This window comes from Streptomyces sp. NPDC002564, from assembly GCF_042889645.1.
GTDB lineage: Bacteria > Actinomycetota > Actinomycetes > Streptomycetales > Streptomycetaceae > Streptomyces.
Genome location: NZ_JBIARE010000004.1, coordinates 397,853 through 415,858 on the forward strand (window position 1 = coordinate 397,853; position 18,006 = coordinate 415,858).

At 73.1% G+C, this 18,006-nt stretch carries 14 protein-coding genes; 10 read left to right on the forward strand and 4 right to left on the reverse strand.

Going from position 1 to position 18,006, the window contains the following annotated elements:
* Positions 1-63: 63 nt before the first annotated feature.
* From ACFYXE_RS17080 to ACFYXE_RS17100, 5 genes are all read left to right on the forward strand, one after another.
* Positions 64-1,077, forward strand: a complete 1,014-nt coding sequence (locus ACFYXE_RS17080; RefSeq protein WP_389313156.1) for an ATP-binding cassette domain-containing protein — start codon at positions 64-66, stop codon at positions 1,075-1,077.
* Positions 1,074-1,922, forward strand: a complete 849-nt coding sequence (locus ACFYXE_RS17085; RefSeq protein ID WP_389313158.1) for an ABC transporter permease — start codon at positions 1,074-1,076, stop codon at positions 1,920-1,922. The genes ACFYXE_RS17080 and ACFYXE_RS17085 overlap by 4 nt, the downstream gene beginning before the upstream one ends.
* 82 nt (positions 1,923-2,004) lie before the next feature.
* Positions 2,005-2,892, forward strand: a complete 888-nt coding sequence (locus ACFYXE_RS17090) for a hypothetical protein (RefSeq protein ID WP_389313160.1) — start codon at positions 2,005-2,007, stop codon at positions 2,890-2,892.
* Between the two features lie 119 nt (positions 2,893-3,011).
* On the forward strand, positions 3,012-4,016 hold the full coding sequence (locus ACFYXE_RS17095) for an endonuclease/exonuclease/phosphatase family protein (RefSeq protein WP_389313652.1): 1,005 nt from the start codon (positions 3,012-3,014) through the stop codon (positions 4,014-4,016).
* Between the two features lie 44 nt (positions 4,017-4,060).
* A complete protein-coding gene (locus ACFYXE_RS17100; RefSeq protein WP_389313162.1) occupies positions 4,061-6,088 on the forward strand; it encodes an FUSC family protein in 2,028 nt (675 codons plus the stop codon).
* A gap of 110 nt (positions 6,089-6,198) precedes the next feature.
* Here ACFYXE_RS17100 and snpA read toward each other — a convergent pair whose 3' ends face one another.
* Positions 6,199-6,870 (reverse strand): snapalysin, encoded by a 672-nt coding sequence (gene snpA, locus ACFYXE_RS17105; protein ID WP_361180220.1) that lies wholly within the window; start codon positions 6,868-6,870, stop codon positions 6,199-6,201.
* A gap of 222 nt (positions 6,871-7,092) precedes the next feature.
* On the opposite strand from snpA, the gene ACFYXE_RS17110 reads away from it, so the two are divergent.
* Positions 7,093-8,067: a LysR family transcriptional regulator gene (locus ACFYXE_RS17110; protein WP_361180223.1), complete on the forward strand. Its 975-nt coding sequence runs from the start codon at positions 7,093-7,095 to the stop codon at positions 8,065-8,067.
* 187 nt (positions 8,068-8,254) lie between these two features.
* A complete protein-coding gene (locus tag ACFYXE_RS17115; RefSeq protein WP_389313165.1) occupies positions 8,255-9,499 on the forward strand; it encodes a hypothetical protein in 1,245 nt (414 codons plus the stop codon).
* Between the two features lie 118 nt (positions 9,500-9,617).
* Here ACFYXE_RS17115 and ACFYXE_RS17120 read toward each other — a convergent pair whose 3' ends face one another.
* Positions 9,618-11,711, reverse strand: coding sequence for a PhoX family protein (locus ACFYXE_RS17120; protein WP_389313167.1), 2,094 nt, complete (start codon positions 11,709-11,711; stop codon positions 9,618-9,620).
* 316 nt (positions 11,712-12,027) lie between these two features.
* Here ACFYXE_RS17120 and ACFYXE_RS17125 point away from each other — a divergent pair, with 316 nt between their 5' ends.
* The gene (locus tag ACFYXE_RS17125; protein ID WP_389313169.1) at positions 12,028-13,599 is read left to right on the forward strand and encodes a VWA domain-containing protein; all 1,572 of its coding nucleotides are present in this window, start codon (positions 12,028-12,030) and stop codon (positions 13,597-13,599) included.
* A gap of 108 nt (positions 13,600-13,707) precedes the next feature.
* The gene (metG, locus tag ACFYXE_RS17130) at positions 13,708-15,336 is read left to right on the forward strand and encodes a methionine--tRNA ligase (RefSeq protein WP_389313171.1); all 1,629 of its coding nucleotides are present in this window, start codon (positions 13,708-13,710) and stop codon (positions 15,334-15,336) included.
* A gap of 85 nt (positions 15,337-15,421) precedes the next feature.
* On the opposite strand, the gene ACFYXE_RS17135 is transcribed toward metG, so the two are convergent.
* Positions 15,422-16,141: a hypothetical protein gene (locus tag ACFYXE_RS17135; protein ID WP_389313173.1), complete on the reverse strand. Its 720-nt coding sequence runs from the start codon at positions 16,139-16,141 to the stop codon at positions 15,422-15,424.
* Positions 16,138-16,893, reverse strand: a complete 756-nt coding sequence (locus ACFYXE_RS17140; protein WP_389313175.1) for an ANTAR domain-containing protein — start codon at positions 16,891-16,893, stop codon at positions 16,138-16,140. The genes ACFYXE_RS17135 and ACFYXE_RS17140 overlap by 4 nt, the downstream gene beginning before the upstream one ends.
* 381 nt (positions 16,894-17,274) lie before the next feature.
* Between ACFYXE_RS17140 and ACFYXE_RS17145 the strand changes: the two genes are divergently transcribed.
* Positions 17,275-17,970 carry a TetR/AcrR family transcriptional regulator gene (locus tag ACFYXE_RS17145; RefSeq protein WP_389313177.1) on the forward strand — a complete coding sequence of 232 codons (696 nt, stop codon included), beginning with the start codon at positions 17,275-17,277 and terminating at the stop codon, positions 17,968-17,970.
* Positions 17,971-18,006 lie beyond the last annotated feature (36 nt).

Here is an 18,006-nt window from a genome sequence, read left to right on the forward strand (position 1 = left end):
GGGATTCCCCGGAAAATTCCCCGGAATCCGCCCGCGCAGGGCGGACGGAGAGGGCGGACGGACATGAGCGACAGGGCCATCGAGACCGCGGGTCTGGTCAAGACCTTCGGCGACAACCGCGCGGTCGACGGCATCGACCTCGTCGTCCCGGCCGGCACGGTCTACGGCGTGCTGGGACCGAACGGCGCGGGCAAGACCACCGCCGTCAAGATGCTCGCCACGCTGCTGCGCCCCGACGGCGGCGAGGCCCACGTCTTCGGCCACGACGTGGTGCGCGAGGCGGACGCGGTCCGCGGCCGGGTCAGCCTCACCGGGCAGTACGCGTCCGTCGACGAGGACCTGACCGGCACGGAGAACCTGGTGCTGCTCGGCCGCCTCACCGGCCACGGCAGGAAGGCGGCGCGCGAGCGCGCGGGCCAGCTCCTGGAGGCCTTCGGCCTGACGGAGGCGGCCGGGCGGCAGGTGAAGAACTACTCGGGCGGCATGCGGCGCCGCATCGACATCGCCGCGTCCATCCTCAACACCCCCGACCTGCTCTTCCTGGACGAGCCGACGACGGGCCTGGACCCGCGCAGCCGCAACCAGGTCTGGGACATCGTGCGCGCGGTCGTCGGCCACGGCACGACGGTCCTGCTCACCACCCAGTACCTGGACGAGGCCGACCAGTTGGCGGCCCGGATCGCCGTCATCGACCGGGGCAAGGTCATCGCCGAGGGCACCAAGGGCGAGCTGAAGGCGTCCGTCGGCGCGGGCTCGGTGCACGTACGGCTGCGGGACGCGGCCCGGCGCGAGGAGGCCGCGCGGCTGCTCGGCACGGTGCTCGACGCCGAGGTGCAGCCCGACCCGGACCCGGTGGCGCTGACCGCCCGGGTCGACGGCCACGGCGGGCGGGGTGCCGCCGAGCAGGCCTCGCGGGCCCTGGCCGAACTGGCCCGCGCCGGCATCACCGTCGACAACTTCGCGCTCGGCCAGCCCAGCCTCGACGAGGTCTTCCTCGCCCTGACCGGCACGGACGCCGCCCACCGCGCCCCCGACACCGACCTCGGCGACGCCCGCAAGGAAGAGGCCACGGCATGAGCACCGTCACCGCCCCCGAGACCCAGGACCTGGCGCCCGTGCGGGCCGAGTCCCTCGCCGAGCTCCTCGTCGCCACCGAGCGCCCGCCCCGGCCGACCGCGCTCTCCGCCTGCCTCACCTTCGGCTGGCGCGCCATCCTCAAGATCAAGCACGTGCCGGAGCAGCTCTTCGACGTCACGGCGTTCCCGATCATGATGGTGCTGATGTACACGTACCTGTTCGGCGGGGCGCTCGCCGGATCGCCGCGCGAGTACATCCAGTACCTGCTGCCGGGCATCCTCGTGATGTCCGTCGTCATGATCACGATGTACACCGGCGTCTCGGTCAACACCGACATCGAGAAGGGCGTCTTCGACCGGTTCCGCACGCTGCCCATCTGGCGGCCCTCGACGATGGTCGGCTATCTCCTGGGCGACGCGCTGCGCTACGCCATCGCCTCCGTGGTGATCCTGGCCGTCGGCCTGATCATGGGCTACCGCCCGCACGGCGGGCCGCTGGGCGTCATCGCCGGGATCGCGGTGCTGCTCGTCTTCTCCTTCGCCTTCTCCTGGATCTGGACGATGTTCGGGCTGCTGCTGCGCACCGAGAAGTCGGTGATGGGCGTCAGCATGATGGTGATCTTCCCGCTGACGTTCCTCAGCGACATCTTCGTGAAGCCCGAGACGATGCCGGGCTGGCTGCAGGCCTTCGTCAACAACAACCCCATCACCCACGTCTCCTCGGCGGTCCGCGCCCTGATGGACGGCACCTCGCCCGCGTCGGCGCTGCTGTGGACGTTCGGCTGGGTGCTGCTCCTGCTGGCGGTGTTCGGTCCGGTGACGATGCGTCTGTACAACCGCAAGTAGCCCGGCGCGGCGGCGGACGCCGTTGCCCCATATGCAGTCGCCCCGGTCGCGCGCCGCGCGGGCGGGGCCTTGCCTTGGAGGCGTGCCGAAAAGCGTCCGCCGTGAAGCCGGGGCCTCCCGCGCCCGGTCCGTCCTGTCCGCCGTGCTGCTCGTCCTCACCTGCCTCCTGGTCCCGCTCGGCACGCTCGCGATCTGGGCGAAGTACGAGATCGGGGACCGGGACAGCTACGTCGCGACGATGGCCCCGCTGGCCGCCGACCCCGCGGTGCGCTCGGCGGTCGCCGACGCGGTGACCGACTCCGTGATGAAGGAGATCGACGTGGGCCCGCTGCAGGGCACCGTCGAGTCGTTCGTCCGCGACGCGGTCCGCTCGTTCACCGAGACCGGCGCGTACAAGACGGCCTGGAAGGCGGCGAACCGGGCGACGCACGACGCCGTGCAGTCCGCCCTGGACGAGGGCGGGGACAGCGAGGTCACCATCGACCTCGCGCCCATCACCGAGCAGATCAAGCAGCAACTGACCGACGACGGCGTGCCGTTCGCCTCCAGGATCCCCGTCAAGCACACCGAGATCACCATCCTGGACTCCAAGGACCTCGGCGTGCTGGCCAAGAGCTTCCACGCGCTGCAGGTCGCCGGGGTCTGGCCCGCGGTGGCGGCCGCCGTGTGCGCCGTCGGGGGCGTCCTGCTCGCCGTCCGCCGCCGCCGGGCGGCGCTCGCCTGCGCGCTCGGGGTGGCGCTCGGCGCCGGGGTCCTCGCGGTCCTGGTCGCGATCGGCCGCTCGCTGACCCTCGACGACCTGCCCGCCGACATCTCCGCCGACGCGGTGGGCGCGGTGTACGACGCGCTGACCGAGACCCTGCGGGTGACGGCGTGGATCCTGATCGGCGCGGGCCTGCTGGTCGCCCTCGCCCTCTGGCTGGGCCCCCGCCTGCGCCGGAGCCGGCCCCCGGCCCGGTCCGCGGGGTAGCCGCGGGCAACCCCCGTCCGGCGCGTCCCGTCCTTGGGGGAGGATGCGGACAGCGGGACGGGAGAGCCCGTCGACGACGGGAGGCACGGACCGTGAACGGCGCCGACAGCGCGGACCGGGTGGCCTTCGCCGCCGCCGAGGACGACGGGGACGGGCCGGCACCGCGGCGGGCGGGGCGCGCCGCCGCGTGGGGGGCCGGGCTGCTGCTCGCCGGGGTCAGCACCGTCCTCGGCTTCCGCGTGGCCGACTCCGACGGCCGCACGCCCGTCCCGCAGCTGCTCGCCTTCCTGCCGTGGCTGCTCGTGCCCGCCGCCGCGGGCCTGCTGATGGCGCTGCTCGGGCGCTGGCGCCTCGGCATGCTGTGGGGCGTCCTCGTCCTGGGCCTGATCGCCTGGTACGTCCAGCCGTACGGCACCACGGACGCGCCGCGCGGCCCCGCGGTCGCCGAGCTGCGCGTCCTCACGTCCAACGTCGAGTTCGGGCAGGGCACCCGGGGCCTGCTCGACGCGGTCCGCGCGGAGCGGCCCGACCTGCTGTTCGTCGAGGAGTGCGACCACGGCTGCGCCGCGCTGCTGCGCGCGGAGCTGCCGCGCGCCGACTACCCCTACCGCGCGGCGTTCGACGCGACCGGCGCCGAGGGGTCCGTCATCCTCGCCAAGGTCCCGCTGAAGAGCGCGCCCGGCATCGACGCCACGCTCGGCATGCCCGGCGCGGTGGCCGACGTGCGGGGCCGCCCCGTGCGCGTCCAACTCGCCCACCCCATGCCGCCGATGCCCCGCGAGGTCGGCCTGTGGCGTTCCGAGCTGCGGAGCATCCGGGACTACGCGGCCGCGGGCGACGGGCGGCCCACGATCGTCGCCGGGGACTTCAACGCCACCCAGGACCACGCCGCGTTCCGCTCGGTCCTGGACACCGGGCTGCGCGACGCGGCCAGGCTCGCCGGGTCCTCGCGCGCGCCGAGCTGGCCCGCCGCCGCGCCCGCCCCGCTCGGCGCGCAGATCGACCACGTCCTCGCCACCCCGGACTTCTCGGCCCGCGACGCCCGCTTCCTGGACATCGGCGACACCGACCACCGGGCCCTCGCCGTCACCCTGACCCTGCACGAACCTGTCACGGAGCGTTGATCCGGCGACCCGGGCGCGTCATACAAAGCGCCGATAATGGGCGTATGCCCCGAGAGACCCGTCCCGCCCGTCCGGCCCCGCAGATCCCGCTGGCCCCGCCCGACTGGCTGGTCAGGTCCCTCAAACCGCAGTCCGCCCCCGTCCCGTGGGCGGCCGCGGCCCGCGCGTCCCTGGCGATGTCGCTGCCGCTGGCCGTCGGCATCCTCGCGGACCGGCCCGCGTACGGCGCGCTCGCCGCGATGGGCGCCCTGTCCGGCGTCATCGGCGACACCGCCGACGCCTACCGCATGCGGATCCTCAACATCGCGGTGCCGCAGCTCTTCGGCGCCCTCGGCGTCACCCTCGGCACGCTCGTCTTCGGCCACGGCTGGGTGGCCGTCGGCGCGGTCACCCTCGTCGCGCTGGTCTCCGGGATGATGTCGACGATCGGCGCCGTCGCCTCCGTGTCCGGGCTGCTCCTGCTGCTGAACTGCGTGGTCGGCGCCGGACTCCCGATGCCCGGCCAGTGGTGGCTGGCCCCGCTCCTGATGACCGGCGGCGGACTCCTCGTCCTCGCGCTCGGGCTGCTCGCCTGGCCGCTGCGCTCCGGCGTCCCCGAACGCGCCGCGGTCGCCGCCTCCTACCGCTCGGTGGCCGCGCTCCTGGACGCGGCGGGCACCGACGGCTACGACGAGGCCCGCACCGCCGTGACCGCCTCCCTCAACCAGAGCTACGACCTGGTCCTCGCCCGGCGCACCCGCGACCACGGCCGCAATCCGGAACTGGTCCGCCTGGTGGCCCAGTTGAACGCGCTCACCCCCGTCGTCGAGGCCGCCCCGGCCGCCGACCAGGCCGCCCGGCACGCGTGCGTGCGCCTGCCCGGCGAGGTGCCCGACGCGGTCCGCGCGCTCGCCGACGCGGTGGAGCGCGGCGCGACCGCCCACCACGGCGGCGACGCCCCCGCCGCGCGCGCCGCCTCCCGCATCCCCGAACCCCAGGACCACGCCGCCCGCGCCCTGGACCACGCCGTGCTGCACGCGGCGGAGACGCTGGCCGACCCCGACCCGCTCGGCGTCATCGACACCGACGACCGGCTCGGCCGCCCCGCCGCCCTGCGCGTGCGGGTGCGCCGCGCCGCGCGCAACGTCGTCCTGTCCGGCGCCTCCTGGCGCTACGGCCTGCGCCTGGCCCTGTGCATCGGCATCGCCCAGGCCCTGGTGTCGCTGGTCGACGTGCCCCGCTCCTACTGGGTGGCGCTGACCGTCACCTTCGTCCTCAAGCCCGACTTCGGCTCGGTCTTCTCCCGCGCCGTGCTGCGCGCCATCGGCACCGCCGCGGGCCTGGTCGTCGCGGCCGCGGTGCTCACCGAGGTGCCGCACGGCTGGTGGGACGTGCCGGTGATGATGCTGCTCGCCCCGCTCATCCCGGCGCTCACCACCCGCGGCTACGGCTACCAGACGGCGGCCATCACCCCGGTGATCCTGCTCCTGTCCGACCTGCTCAACCACCAGGGGCTCGGCCTCGTCGTGCCGCGCCTGGTCGACAGCCTGATCGGCTGCGGGATCGCGCTGGTGGCCGGCTATCTGCTCTGGCCGGAGAGCTGGGGCACCCGGATCGGCGACCGGCTCGCCGACGCGGTCGCGGACACGGCGCGGTACGTGGAGTGCGCGTTCGGCGCCGACGGCGATCCCGCGGCCCGCGCGCGGATGCGCCGCGGGCTCTACCGCGACCTGTCGGTCATCCGCTCGGAGTTCCAGCGGGCCCTGACCGAGCCGCCGCCCACCGGCACGCGCGCCGCCGCCTGGTGGCCGCTGGTCGTCGCCGTCGAACGCATCCTGGACGCCACGACGGCCGCCCGGGTCCGCATCCGGCACGGAGCGGACGCCCCCGCCCCGGCCGAGGTGGCCGAAGTGGCCCACGAACTCGCGGAGTTGTCCCAGGGCCTGCGCGCCTCCGACACCCTGGAGGAGGTCCGCACGACGTTCACCCCGCCCGCCGGGAACAGTGTCCTGGAACCCCTCCGCCAGGAGGTCGCGGCCGCACGGGCGATCGCCTCCCCCGCCCCGGCGAGGGGCGCGGGCACCGCGCGCTAGCGGACGCGGGGCGCGCACCGTCGCGCACGACGACGCGGGGAACCGCGCGACCGGCCGAAGCCCGTCGCGCGGTTCCCCGCGTCACCTCAGGAGCGTTCGCGGTCCCGCGCTCAGCGGTCCGCGTTCACCTTGTGGAGGGCCTTCGCGAGGCCGTTGGCCCACAGCTGGTCGACCTTCGACCGCTCCGCGGAGTCCGGCTGCGCGTTCGTGCAGGAGGGGCCGGGGCCGCCGCCCGACATCAGCTGCGTGCACGGCCCGTCGTAGGTGTCCGGAAGACCGAGCACGTGACCGGTCTCGTGCGTGGTCACGCGCGTCGAGTCGTACTCCTGGTTCTGCGCGTAGTCCAGGAAGACGTATCCGCTGCCGTGCCCGTCCGTGCTCGCGTACGAGCCGCGCGCGTCGTTGCCCTCGCGGTACTCGAAGCTCGCGCCGGAGCTGCCTTCCTGGAGCTTCACGTTCGACACGGCGCCGTTCCAGATCGACGTCGAGTTGGCTATCTGCTGCGCGAAGGTGGGGGCTCCGGACGCGTCGTAGGTGACGGTCACGGACTTCGCGCCGGGGTTGGCCGCACGCTTCTCGGCGACCGCCTTCACGACGGCCTCGAAGAACGCCTTGTTCGCCTTGGCCTCCTGGGCCGAGCCCTGGTAACGGGCCCAGGAGGCGGCGGTGCTGCGGGCGGCGGAGGAGTCGGTCCCGGCCGGGGCGGCCGTGGCCGAGGTCGCGCCGAGACCGGCGACGGTGAGACCGAGGACGGCGACGACAGAAAGGTGACGCTTGTTCATGTGTGGGGGGCTCCCTACTCGTTCCACGCGACCGATGGGGCGGTCGATGAAAGGTGAACGGTTCGGTGCATGTGAGTGTCGGGGAGCGTGGGGCGCATGGGAATGATGGCAACTCGCGATAGCCCGGGGCTATCACCCGGTCCCGGCCTGCCCAGAACGGCTGGTTCTCGGGGGGTTTGGGTGTCTGGTGCGGTGGCCGTGGCGCCTCTACGCTCGTGGTCCATGGAGCTCGAGGTCAGGCACCTCCGCGCGCTGTGCGCCATCGCCGACAGCGGCAGCCTGCACAAGGCCGCTCGCCAGCTCGGCATGAGCCAGCCGTCGTTGACCACCCAGCTGCGGCGCATCGAGCACGCGCTCGGCGGCCAGCTCTTCTCCCGCGAGCGCACCGGCTGCCGCCCGACCCAGCTCGGCCGGGTCGTGCTCAGCCGCGCCCGCCCCCTCGTCACCGAGATGCGCGCCCTGGTCGCCGAGACCAAGGCGGCCGCCGCCCGCACCGACGAGGGCCCGCAACTGCGCATCGGCTCCACCGCGAGCCGCGCGATACCGGGCTGGCTGCGCCGGCTGCGGGTCCGCCTGCCCGGCACCGAGATGTCCCTCCAGATGGACGTGTCCGCGAACGCGCTGCTGCGCATGGTGGCGACCGGACAGCTCGACACCGCCTTCGTGCACGAGGTGGAGGGCTGCCCGCTGCGGATGCCGGAGAGCCTGCGAAGACGGGTGCTCCTCGACCGCGAACCCCAGTTCGTCTCCCTCGCCGCGGACCACCCGGCCGCGCGCCACCCCGTCGTACGCCTCTCCGACCTCGCCGAGGACCGCTGGATGGTCGACCCGACCGTCGACGGGGAATGGGACGGCCTGCGCCGCGTCCTGACCGCGGCCGGCCTCGACCCCCGTGTCCTGCACGGCGATTACCTCACCGCGTCCTCCCTCGTCGCGACCGGCGAGGTCGTCACCCTCTGCCAGCCCACCTCGCTCGGCCGCACCGACATGTCCGTGCGGCCCCTGTACGGCGACCCGCTGGGCGTGCGCCTCATGGTGGTGGCGCGCACCGAGGAGGAGATCGACGCGGTGTACGGCGAGCTCGAGGCCTCCTACTGGGAGGCGGCCCGCCAGGCGACCGCCTATACGGAGTGGCTGCTGCGGGCCGGCGAGTCGCGCGCCACCCCCGGCGGGACCTTGGTCCCGGCCAGCCGGTGACCTTCGGTAAAACACCCTCTGACCTGCGGTTTTGACCGTGTTGCGGTACTGGGTCACGGCCTGCGGCCACTTGTTACATTCCCTACGGATGACGCACACATGACGCCCGTAGCTTCATATCCGTCGCCACCGCAAAGGGGCACAAACACGGACAGCTCGATCAGTCGCCACGAGGGAAGTCACCACCATGCGCGCCACCCGCCGTACCTTCCGTACCGCCGCCATCGCCACCGGAGCCATCGCCGCGCTCGCCGTCCCCGCGACGGCCGCGTTCGCCGCGGACGCACCGTCGACCCCGCACGGCCAGGTCGCGCAGGACGACCAGACCGGCACCCAGGACCAGACCGGCAAGGACCAGGGTCAGGACAAGACCAACCCGGACGGGAACAAGAAGGACGAGACCGGGAAGGACGAGTCGGGCAAGGACCAGGGCCAGGACAAGTCCAAGGACGAGACCGGCAAGGACGAGACGGGCAAGGACAAGGACAAGGACAAGCCCGTTCCCGGCAGCTGGGAGTCGCTGGGCACCAAGGACCTCGGCAAGGGCTGGACCGCGAAGGTCGACGTCAACGGCTCCGCCCGCACCGCCAAGGCCACCATCTCGCTGAACGGCAAGGCCAAGGGCTCGCTGTCCGCGTACATCAACTCCGCGTCCACCAAGATCGACGGCAACACCTTCACGCTCTCGGCCGACGGTTCGGTCACCGCCAAGCTGGTGGACAAGGACAAGGACAAGCCCGTCCCCGGCGGCTGGGAGTCCCTGGGCACCAAGGACCTCGGCAAGGGCTGGACCGCGAAGGTCGACGTCAACGCCTCCGCCCGCACCGCCAAGGCCACCATCTCCCTGAACGGCAAGGCCAAGGGCTCGCTGACCGCGTACATCAACTCCGCGACCACGAAGATCGACGGCAACACCTTCACGCTCTCGGCCGACGGCACCATCTCCATGACGGGCGGCAAGCCGACCCCGCCGAAGCCGCAGCCCCAGAAGCGCACCTTCGTCCGCGAGTACCACAACCTGGGCGGCACCGGCTTCGACGCGAAGGTCTACAAGGTCAGGACGGGCTACGAGGCCGACCTGATCGCCCGGTCCAAGGACAGCGGCAAGAAGACCGTCTGGGACACCCTGCAGCAGTCCGGCAGCAAGGCCGCGTACGGCGAGCACAACGGCGCGCACTTCGTGCTCAACCCGGACGGCACCATGAAGGGCTGGGTCGACGGCAGGACCCACGGCACCACCCACACCACCCACACCACCACGCCGCGCAACGACTCCCACCAGGTCGTCCCCCGGGGCGGCGTGAAGGCCGGCGCCGACGGTGTCACGAACACCTCGGACGACGCCCCGCTGATCGCCGCGGGCGGCGGCATGGCGGCGCTCGGCGCGGCGGGCCTCGGCTTCGCGCTGTACCGCCGCAAGCAGAACGTCTGACCGGCACCGGACAGGACCGGCCACCCGGTCGGCACCGGCAGGACGTGAGAAGGACGTGAAAAGGGGCACCCCGCACCGCGCGGGGTGCCCCTTCGCCGTGTCCGGAGCCGGGTGCGGTTCAGACGCCGATGTCGCGGCCGTCCTTGCGCCACACGGCGACGACCGACGGCCGGACGATCTTGCCGGGACCGTCGGGCCAGGCGCTCGCGGGCTTCTCGACGGAGGCCCCGTCGACCTCGCCGGGGTGCTGCACGGCGACGACCACGCGCCGGTCCTGGACCAGCGGGCCGCAGGTCTCCGCGCCGTTCGGCATGGTCAGGAACTGCTTGAGCTCACCGCGCCGGTCGCCGCGCGTGGCGACGCCGAACAGGCCGTCGTGCGAGCCGAGTTGGTTGCCGTCCGTGGAGATCCACAGATTCCCGTGCGGGTCGAAGGCGACGTTGTCCGGGCAGGAGATCGGCGAGACCCGCTCCTTGGGGAAGCCCGCGAAGTACGTCGAGGGGTCCTCCGGGTCACCGGCCACCAGGAAGAGCGACCAGGCGAACGTCGTCGCCTCGGCCCGGCCGCGCCGCTCGGTCAGCTCCAGGATCTGCCCGTGCTTGTTGAGGTTGCGCGGGTTGGCCTCGTCGGCGCCCGCCTTGCCCGCCTTGCCGCGGTCGGAGTTGTTGGTGAGCGCGACGTAGACCTTGCCGGTGTGCGGCGAGGGCTCGATGTCCTCGGGCCGGTCCATCTTGGTCGCGCCGACCTTGTCGCCGGCGAGCCGGGTGAAGACGTAGACCTCCTCGGCGGTCATGCCGTCGACGTGCGAGACGGCCTTGCCGCCGGGACCCGCGGTGGCCAGCGGGATCCACTCGCCGCCGCCGTCGAACTCGCCGTCGGCGGGCAGCTTGCCGGTGCCGTCGATCTCGCCGGCCGGGGAGTCGCCGGTCAGCCGGGCGACGTAGAGGGTGCCCTCGTCCAGCAGGCCGAGGTTGTGCTCGTGCGCGGCCCGCGAGGTGCCCTTGGCCATCCGCTTGCTGCCGACGAACTTGTAGAAGTAGTCGAACTTCTCGTCGTCGCCCATGTACACCACCGGGCGCCCGTCGTGCGTCAGCCGCGGCTGCGCCGCCTCGTGCTTGAAGCGGCCGAGCGCGGTGCGCTTGCGCGGGGTGGACTCCGGGTCGTACGGGTCCAGTTCGACGACCCAGCCGAAGCGGTTGGCCTCGTTGGGCTCCTGGGCCAGGTCGAAGCGGCGGTCGAACCGCTCCCACTTGCGCTCGGAGGCGGCGCCGGTGACGCCGTAGCGCTTGAGCCGCGCGGCGACGGCCGGGTCGGTGACCTTCTCCGCGTTGGCGAAGTACTGGTTGAAGTTCTCCTCGCCGTGCAGCGTCGTGCCCCACGGGGTGGTGCCGCCCGAGCAGTTGTTGAGGGTGCCGAGGACGGTGGTGCCGCGCGGATCGGCCTGGGTGCGCACCAGGTCGCTGCCCGCGACCGGGCCGGACAGGCGGAAGCGGGAGGTCGCGGTCAGGCGCCGGTTGAGCTGGTGCCGGGCGACCGCGCGCAGCTCGCCGCTGCGCCGCTCGCCCTCCACCACGACGACGGACAGGCCGTGCGCGGCCCAGGCGATCTCCACCTGCTCGCGGGTCGGGTTCGCGGGGTCGTACCCCTGGAACATCAGGATCTCGTCCGTGTACTCGTGGTTGGCGACCAGGACCTGGCGGCCCGGCTCCCGGCGCAGCGGCAGCAGGCTGAGGAAGTCGTTGTTGTAACCGAACTGCCCGGCCTGCGCCTTGGCGCTCTGCCGGTCGGCGTCGAAGGCGGGCGCGCCGCGCAGGATGGGCTCGCCCCAGCGGATGACGACGTTCTGCGCGTACCCGGCGGGGATCGTGACGGTGTCGGCGGTGTTCGGCGCGACGGGCGCGAACCGCAGGCCGCGCGCTCCCTCGCCCCGGTGTCCGCCGGTCCGCCCGGCGGGCGTGGCGGCGGCGGCCTCCGGGGCCGCGGGGCCGGCGAGGACGGCACCGCCCGCCGCGGTCGCCACGGTGACGACGGCGGCGGCGCGCATCAGGGAACGGCGGCTGAGCGCACCGGCGATGACGTCGCCGACGTACGCGTTGTCGCTGGTGTTGGGCACCTCGCCGAAGCAGGCGTCACCACAGCGGAAGCGGCAGGTCAGGGCGGAACGGCCGCCGCTCCCCTGATGAGAGGTGACGAGCGGGAGCAGCTGGGGCACGGGTCCTCCGTCGTTGTGGCGTGCGCGTGGACGTGGCTTGATTCCGCCGTGAGGCTAGGGGCGGGTTCGGGCAGGGCGACGGCCTGCGGGTGAACGGAGGGTGAATCCGTGGCGCCCGGAAGGGAGTTGCGGCGAGGGTGTCCGGTGAGGATCCGGTGGTGGCGCGGGGCACGGAACCGCGCGCGCGGCCGGGGGCGTGGTGCGGGCGGGTGACGGAGGGCGACCCTGCCCAAGATCGCGTACGGCGGCGGCTAACCTTACGTGTCCGCCCTGGCCAGGGATTTTCGGGAATCAACTCACGCGAAGGGTTGCGCACATGGGCATTCTGAACCGCCTGCGGAACGCGTTCGGACGGTCACGCAAGGAGAGCGTTCCGGAGGCACGGGAGCCCGAGCGCGAGACGTCTGCGACTGCGCCGGAACCGGATGCGGCACGGGTCCCCGAGGTCCGGGACCCCGAGCCCCCGGCCTCGGCGAAGGTCCCGGCGCCCTCCCCGGAGCCGACCCCGCCCCCCAAGGCCACGCTCCCCTCCCCCAGCCCGGAACCGTCCCCCTCCACGGTGGACGACCTGGTGGCAGCGGCCTTCGACAACGTAACGGTCCCCCACCCCACCACCCCGAAGCCGGACACACCCACCCAGACGCCCCCCACACCCGAGCCCAAGGCCGAGCCCCCCACCAAGACAGCCCCCGAGGCCGAGCCCCCCACCAAGGCAAAGCCCGCAGCCGAGGCCCCCGCCCCGACCAAGGCGCAGCCCGCAGCCGAAGCCCCCGCCAAGGCCAAGACGAAGCCGGCGGCCGAAACCCCCGCCAAGGCGGCCCCCGAGGCCGAGGCCCCCGCCAAGGCAGAGCCCGCAACCGAGGCCCCCGCCCCGGCCAAGGCCCAGCCCGCAGCCGAAGCCCCCGCCCCCGCCCCCGCCAAGGCGCAGCCCAAGCCCCCCGCCGAGGCAGAGCCCGAGGCCGAGGTTCCCGCTGTGGGCAAACGTCCCGCAGGGCGGGACGGGTGGGCACAGCCCCCGGTGCCGGGCAACGATGAAGAGGGCGCCCAGAAGCCCGAGCCGAAGGCTGAGGCCAGCACCAAGGACAAGCCCGCGCCGAAGGCTGAGGCCAGCACCAAGGACAAGCCCGCGCCGAAGGCCGAGGCCAGCGCCAAGGGCGAGCCCGCGCCGAAGGCCGAGGCCGGCGCCAAGGGCGAGCCCGCGCCGAAGAGTGGCGGGAAGGGGAACGCGACCCCCGCCGTCCCCGCAGCCCGCATCCGCTCCAAAGCCCCGGGGCTAGCCCCCGCGTACAAGGCCGCGGCCACCGCCCTCAAGAAGAACGACCTCACCGGAACCCGAGCCCAGGTCTACCTGGTCCTCGACCGCTCCGGCTCCATGCGCCCGTACTACAAGGACGGCTCCGCCCAGAGCCTCGCCGAGCAGGTCCTCGCCCTGTCCGCGCACACGGACCCCGAGGCCACCGTGCACGTCGTCTTCTTCTCCACGGAGATCGACGGCACCGGCACGCTCACCCTCACCGAGCACGAGAACCGCGTCGACGAGCTGCACGCCGCCGCGGGCCGCATGGGCCGCACCAGCTACCACCGCGCGATCGAAGAGGTCGTGGCCCACTACGAGAAGTCGGAGCACCGCGGCGAGCCCGCCCTCGTGGTCTTCCAGACGGACGGCGCCCCCGACACGAAGGGCGTGGCGACCCAGGCCCTGAAGGACGCGGCCGCCCACCCCCTCTTCTTCCAGTTCGTCGCGTTCGGCGAGCACGACGCGAAGGCGTTCGACTACCTCCGCAGGCTGACCGCGGACAACGCCGGCTTCTTCCACGCGGGCCCCGCCCCGCGCGAGCTCACCGACAAGGAGCTCTACGAGGGCCTGCTGGCGTCCTGGCGCCCGTAGCCAGCCCCCACGCACGACGACCTCCTCGGGGGGCGGCCCCGGAAGCCCCGGGTCCGCCCCCTGATATCGATGTGAGTCGATCTTGATCCGGCCGTTAGGATTTCGACCATGGCGGCCACTGGATCCGAGAAGCAGGGAGCGGACGAGAACGCGAAGGCGTTCTACGTCTCGACCCCCATCTACTACGTAAACGACGCTCCTCACCTGGGCCACGCCTACACGACCGTTGCAGGGGACGTGCTCACGCGCTGGCACCGTCAGCGCGGCGAGAAGGTGTGGTACCTCACCGGCACGGACGAGCACGGTCAGAAGATCATGCGCACGGCCGAGGCGAACGGGGTCACTCCCCAGGCCTGGTGCGACAAGCTCGTCACCGAGGCCTGGAAGCCCCTCTGGGAGCACCTGAACATCGCGAACGACGACTTCATCCGCACCACGGAGAAGCGTCACACCGACCGCGTGCAGGAGTTCGTCCAGGATCTCTACGACAAGGGCGAGATCTACAAGGGCGGCTACGAGGGCCCGTACTGCGTGGGCTGCGAGGAGTACAAGCTCCCCGGCGACCTCGTCGACGGCGAGGGCGACTTCGAGGGGCAGAAGCTCTGCCCCATCCACAAGAAGCCGGTGGAGCTCCTCAAGGAGGAGAACTACTTCTTCAAGCTCAGCGAGTACGGCGACAAGCTCCTCGCCCTCTACGAGGCGAACCCGGGCTTCATCCAGCCCGAGTCCGCGCGCAACGAGGTCGTGAACTTCGTCAAGCAGGGCCTCCAGGACCTCTCGATCTCCCGGTCGACGTTCGACTGGGGCGTGAAGGTCCCCTGGGACGACAAGCACGTCATCTACGTCTGGGTCGACGCCCTCCTGAACTACGCCACGGCCGTCGGCTACGGCGCGAACCAGGAGAAGTTCGACGCGACGTTCCCGGCGAACGTGCACCTGGTCGGCAAGGACATCCTCCGTTTCCACGCGGTCATCTGGCCCGCGATGCTGCTGGCGCAGGGCCTGCCGGTCCCCGGCAGGGTCGCGGCCAACGGCTGGCTGATGGTCGGCGGCGAGAAGATGTCCAAGTCGAACCTGACCGGCATCAAGCCGCAGGACCTCACGTCCCACTTCGGCGTGGACGCGTACCGCTGGTACTTCCTGCGCGCCATCGCGTTCGGCAGCGACGGCTCGTTCTCCTGGGAGGACTTCACCGCCCGCTACACCTCCGAGCTCGCCAACGACTACGGCAACCTCGCCTCGCGCGTGGCCGCCATGGTCGGCAAGTACTTCGGCGGCGAGCTGCCCGCGGCCACCGCGGCGGGCGAGGCCGAGCAGGCCGTCCAGGAGGGCCTGGCCAAGGCCGTCGCCGAGGCCGACCGGCTGATCGGCGAGGAGCTGGACTTCCAGGGCGGCATCCTGGCGATCTTCGACTTCGTGAAGCAGGTCAACGGCTACATCACGGAGCAGGAGCCGTGGAAGGTGGCCAAGGACGACAGCCCGGAGGGCAAGGCCCGCCTGGCGACGATCCTCTACACCGCCGCCGAGTCGCTGCGCGCGGTCGCCGTCCTGCTGAACCCGGTCATGCCGGAGACCTCCCAGAAGCTCTGGGACTCCCTCGGCGCGGAGCCCCTCCTCGGCGCGCTCGCCGACCAGGAGCTCCTGACCGCCGCCGCGTGGGGCACCCTGCCCGCGGGCGCGACGGTCACCAAGGGCGCGGTGCTGTTCCCGCGCCTGGAGGAGAAGCCCGCCGCGTAACGGCACCCGCCGCGCGGACACGTCCCGCCGCACCCCGGAACACCCGGGGCGCGGCGGGACGTTCGCGTGCGGGCCGGGCGCGGGGTCAGCCGTCGGGCGCGAGGTGCAGGCGTCCGGCGATCACGGCGCGGGCGACGTGCAGCAGCGGCAGGTCCGCGCGCCAGGCGTACGCGCGCAGGCGCACCAGCGCCTCGTCGATGCCGACCTCGACGCCGACGCCGACGCCGAGCTGGACGGTGAGGATGCCGGCCGCCTGGTGGACGGCCGCCCGGTGCAGGTCCCGGCCCTGGTTCCCGGCGTCCAGCGCCCGCACGGGCGTGTGCAGCACGAGGTCGAGGGCGACCCGGGAGAACCGGGCGAGGTCCTGGCGCTGGTCGGCGGGGAAGGGCGCGGGGGCGGCCAGGGACCCGGTCACGACGCCGACGGTGGCGAGGCCCAGGAGCAGCGGCACGGCGATGACGGCGCCGGCGGGCAGCGCGCGGGCCGCGGGGGAGAAGAGCGGCCACCGCTCCGCGGGCGTGCTGGTCAGGTCGCCCGCGACGACGGTGAGCCGGGTTCGCGCGGCGTCCGGGGTGGGCCCCTCGCCGACGGTGAACTGGAGGTCGTCCAGGGCCGGTCCCAGGGCGTGGGCGTAGTCGGCCCACAGGAGTTCGAGCACGCCGTGTTCGGAGCGCAGGCTCACGGTGAGGGCGTCGAGGCTCAGCAGCCGGGCCGCGTCGGCGGCCGAGGCGACGGAGAGGTCGCCGCCGGTCCGGGCGGCCTGGCGCAGTCCGGCCAGGAACGCGGGAAGTTCGACGTGGTTCATCGCAGGTCCTTCGACCGGGCCGGGTCGAGCAGTTCGCCGGGCAGCCGGCCCCCGACGACGCGGGCGGACACCTCGGTGAGTTTCTGCTGGCGCGAGCGGGCGTGGGCGCGCAGCCGCCGGAACGCCTCGTCCATGCTGACGTCGAGGCGTACCGACAGGACGCCCTTGGCCTGCTCGATGATCAGGCGGCTGTCCAGCGCGATCTGCAGCTGGCCGAGCACCTGTTCCTTGTCGGCGAGCTGCTGGCGCAGGGTGAGCGCCGCCCCGGCCGCGTCGCACAGCGTCTGGGCCAACTGCAGGTCGTGGCCGCCGGGGTAGGGCGGTCCGGACATCAGCAGGTTCAGGGCGCCCAGGGGCAGGTGCGGCAGGCGCAGCGGCACCGCGGCGACCGCCGTGATCCCGGCCGCGCGGGCGCGGTGCGCGAAGCGGGGCCAGCGGGTGGCGCCCGGTGGGTCGGTCAGCGAGGTGAGCGGCAACTGGCGCTGCGCGCGGGCACTGTCGATGCAGGGCCCTTCGTCCAGCTCGCCCTGGTCCTCCTCGAGTGCCAGGCACAGCTCGTCGGACGCGGTGACGTAGACGGCGGTGTCGCCGTCCTCGTCCAGGATGGTGATGCCCGCGCACCGCACCGGGAGCAGCGCGACCGCCTGCGCGGTCAGATCGTGCAGCAGCTCCAGCGGGTCGAAGTCCGCGGGCCGGTGCGTGAGGGACAGGACGGCGCGGGCGATGCGTATCTCGCGCGTGGTGGTGGGCATGGGATGTCCGCCGATCGGCCGACTTCCGTGTCCGCGGTGGCAGAGGCCGGGCTGCGTCCGGCGGGCGGAAGGGTGGTGGCTCACGAAAAGCCCGAGTCACGCCCGCTGACAGGGATTTCGGGACTCGCCTCGCGCCCTTGGCTGGCCCGTCCAAGACCGCTTCGCCGACCAGTTCCAACCGGCCCGAGCAGCCTTACGGTGCTTCTTCGACCGTACGCCTGTTGCGTGCCCGGGGACAGCCGCTGCGGGGTCCGGGGCGACCGCGCCGGGGCGGGGCGGGGCCCGGACCCGGGCGGGATCGCTGTACGCACCATGCGAACAGCGTGCGCTACCGTGGGCGGAGCACCCCGCGCGCACCCGCACCACCCCAGGAGGCCCGTCATGCCCGCCGACCCGAAGCCCGAGATCGCCTCGGTGTGGACCCGCCCGCAGCGCAGGCGCGAGCAGCTGAGCCGGGAGCAGATCGTCGCCGAGGCGGTCCGGCTCCTCGACGCGGACGGCCTGGAGGCCCTGAGCATGCGCAAGCTCGGCACCCGCCTGGACGCCGGCGCCACCTCGCTGTACCGGCACGTCGCCAACAAGGACGAGCTGATCGAGCTGGTCGTCGACGAGGTGTACGGCGAGCTGGCCGTGCCCGCGGCGGCCGGTCCCGGCGAGTGGCGCGAGGCGGCGGCGCGCGCCGCGTACAGCCAGCGGGCGATGATTCTGAGCCACCCCTGGATCGCCTCCGTGCTCGGCCAGGTCGGCCTGCTCCACCTCGGTCCGAACGTGACGAAGATGTCGGAGCGGATGGCAGCGGTCTACCGGACGGCGGGATTCCGTGAGGCCGAGACCGAACTCGCCCTGAGCACCGTCATCGCGTACGTCATCGGCATGGCCACCAGCGAGGCCGCCTATCTCTCGCTGATCGCCCGAAGCGGCAGCACGGAACGGGAGTTCGCACGCGGCCTGCCGGGCGGCACGGACGCGGCGGGGGCGGGCGCGGATCCGGAGCGGGTGCGCGAGGAGACCTTCGACTACGGGCTCCAGCGCGTGCTCGACGGACTGCAGGCTCGGCTCGGTCCGACTGCCCGGTAGTACTGGCGGGTATGCCTGACGGTGAGCTAAGTCATG